The sequence below is a fragment of the Thiothrix lacustris DSM 21227 genome (genome assembly GCF_000621325.1).
In the GTDB taxonomy this organism is placed as follows: Bacteria; Pseudomonadota; Gammaproteobacteria; order Thiotrichales; family Thiotrichaceae; genus Thiothrix; species Thiothrix lacustris.
Window position 1 is genome coordinate 1 of the sequence record NZ_JHYQ01000055.1, and the last position, 1,902, is coordinate 1,902.

The following is a 1,902-nucleotide window of genomic DNA, read 5'->3' on the forward strand; positions in this document are numbered from 1 at the left end:
AACGCCTTTGCTACCTTGCGTAAAGCTGGCAATGCTGAGAGCGTCATTGTCAGCATCCGTGTCGTTGGCCAGCACATCTATTGTAATCGGTGCTTTAGTGGTGGTGCTGGTGCTGTCGTCGGTTGCTACGGGAGCAGTATTCGTTGTGGTAATAACACGACAGTCAGCCTCCGCGCCGTAGTTACCGGAATAGTCATTATCATTAGCTTCACCCCACCCGGAATTGGAAAAATAATTCCCAGGGTTTGTGCCAGCAGAATTATTTGGAGCATCTGGTGGTTGATTGAATGGGTCTGTATCGTTGTTCATCAATGTAACACTGCCGAGACATGGGCCACTATTTTTGAAGCTGAATACCTCCTGTTCTACACCTGCTTTGAAGGCAAATGCAGATGCACTCTGTATGTTGTAGCTAAAGGAAATATAATCAACTGTTTTGTCTTCAATAGGGCCAGATACCGGTGAATCTGATGACCAACTTGTACCGGGCTTGACATTGAGATCAGTTACTACAAACATGTCCTTATCTATTGCATGGGGTACACGTAGTGTGACTTGTGCCGTCATGCTCACATCACGTATAGGTGTTGTCGTTGGGCGCATATAAACATGGTAACGGCTGTCTGTTTGATCCCATGCGACTCGATATTCCACACCGCCGGTAACTGCGAATACCGTGTGTGCTGCTGGTAGTAATACAAGCAGTGCTAGCCCCCTTGAAACGGCTTGTCTGATCGATTTTTTCATTGTTACCGACTCTCTATTTTGTTTTTTGATTAAAGTCTGTCGTTATTAATCTGGTTGTTGTATGGCTGTATTTTTTTATGATTCAACTATACCTAAATTATCGTAAGCACTATAGATTTTTGTAGTGGTATTCATCCAAGATCTGGGGGAGTTTCACCCCAGATGCTTGATCATCAAGGTATTTGCTGGTTGATGATATAATTGGCGCTATAAGTGCTATTGCTGGGGTGTAGTAAAATGTTACCCAGCAAGACGTTAACATCGTTAGAGGGACCTGTAAAAATGGTCACGCCGTCCAGATTAAGGTCAGTCGATTGATAACCGTTCAAACGGTAGTTGGTACTGGCCGAAAGGTTATCTTTTGCTAATAATATGTCTCCAAGGATGACACTGGTATCGTTTGATGGCCCATTGGCAATGACGCGAATGTCAGTATTGGCATTGCCCGCCCATAACAGTGCAACAGTGCCGCTATTCGCGGTGATTCGTGATTCTTTTCCATAGACGCTGGTGCTTGGTTTAGTGAAGTCCACCATGGCTACTGATGATGAAATAGTTACTGGATTAGCCGTCATGATACCTAGATGATTGCGGTGACGTACTGATACATAGTAATTGCCCGGTGTTAGATCATTCAGTGTTAGAGAGGTGCTTCCTGTGATTGGATCGATAATGTCACCATCGCATTGTACCAGTGCGGCAACTTGTTTCTTGATGATGCTAGGGGTGATGGCGTCGCGTATTTCAACCATGATCCAGTCAACTGGAGCATCATTACCTGTTGTGGCAAGTAGGTTTGCGACGATTACTTCCTTCCCTTGATATTTAATGCTGCCAATATTGTAAGGTTGAGTCAGTGGTAGTAAGCCTTTCGTGCGGAGGCTATCTTGCATCAGTTTGCTGGTGCTATTGTAAGCACCTTGAAGCAGTGCTTTGACTTGTACCTTGACGGTCTCAACTACCAGAGGATTGGTGCCGTTTTTAACTTCCTGACCATCATTCGTACCATCGCCATCGGTATCTGGTTTCTTAGGATCAGTATTGTATTTGTTGACTTCTTCGCTATCCGATAAGCCATCGCCGTCGGAATCTGCACTTTTGGGATCAGTGCCAAGGGTCGCTTCTTCGGCGTTGGTTAGGCCGTCCTTATCCGTG

General features: G+C 45.2%; 1 protein-coding gene and 1 pseudogene. Both read right to left on the reverse strand.

The genetic code is table 11. The annotated features are described in order from the left end of the window. Positions 1-747 (reverse strand): Ig-like domain-containing protein (locus Q394_RS21735; protein ID WP_156946917.1); only part of this gene is annotated, 747 nt, incomplete at its 3' end. Positions 748-920: 173 nt separating this feature from the next. Beyond that, positions 921-1,902: pseudogene (locus tag Q394_RS22795) on the reverse strand (cadherin domain-containing protein); the annotation flags it as partial.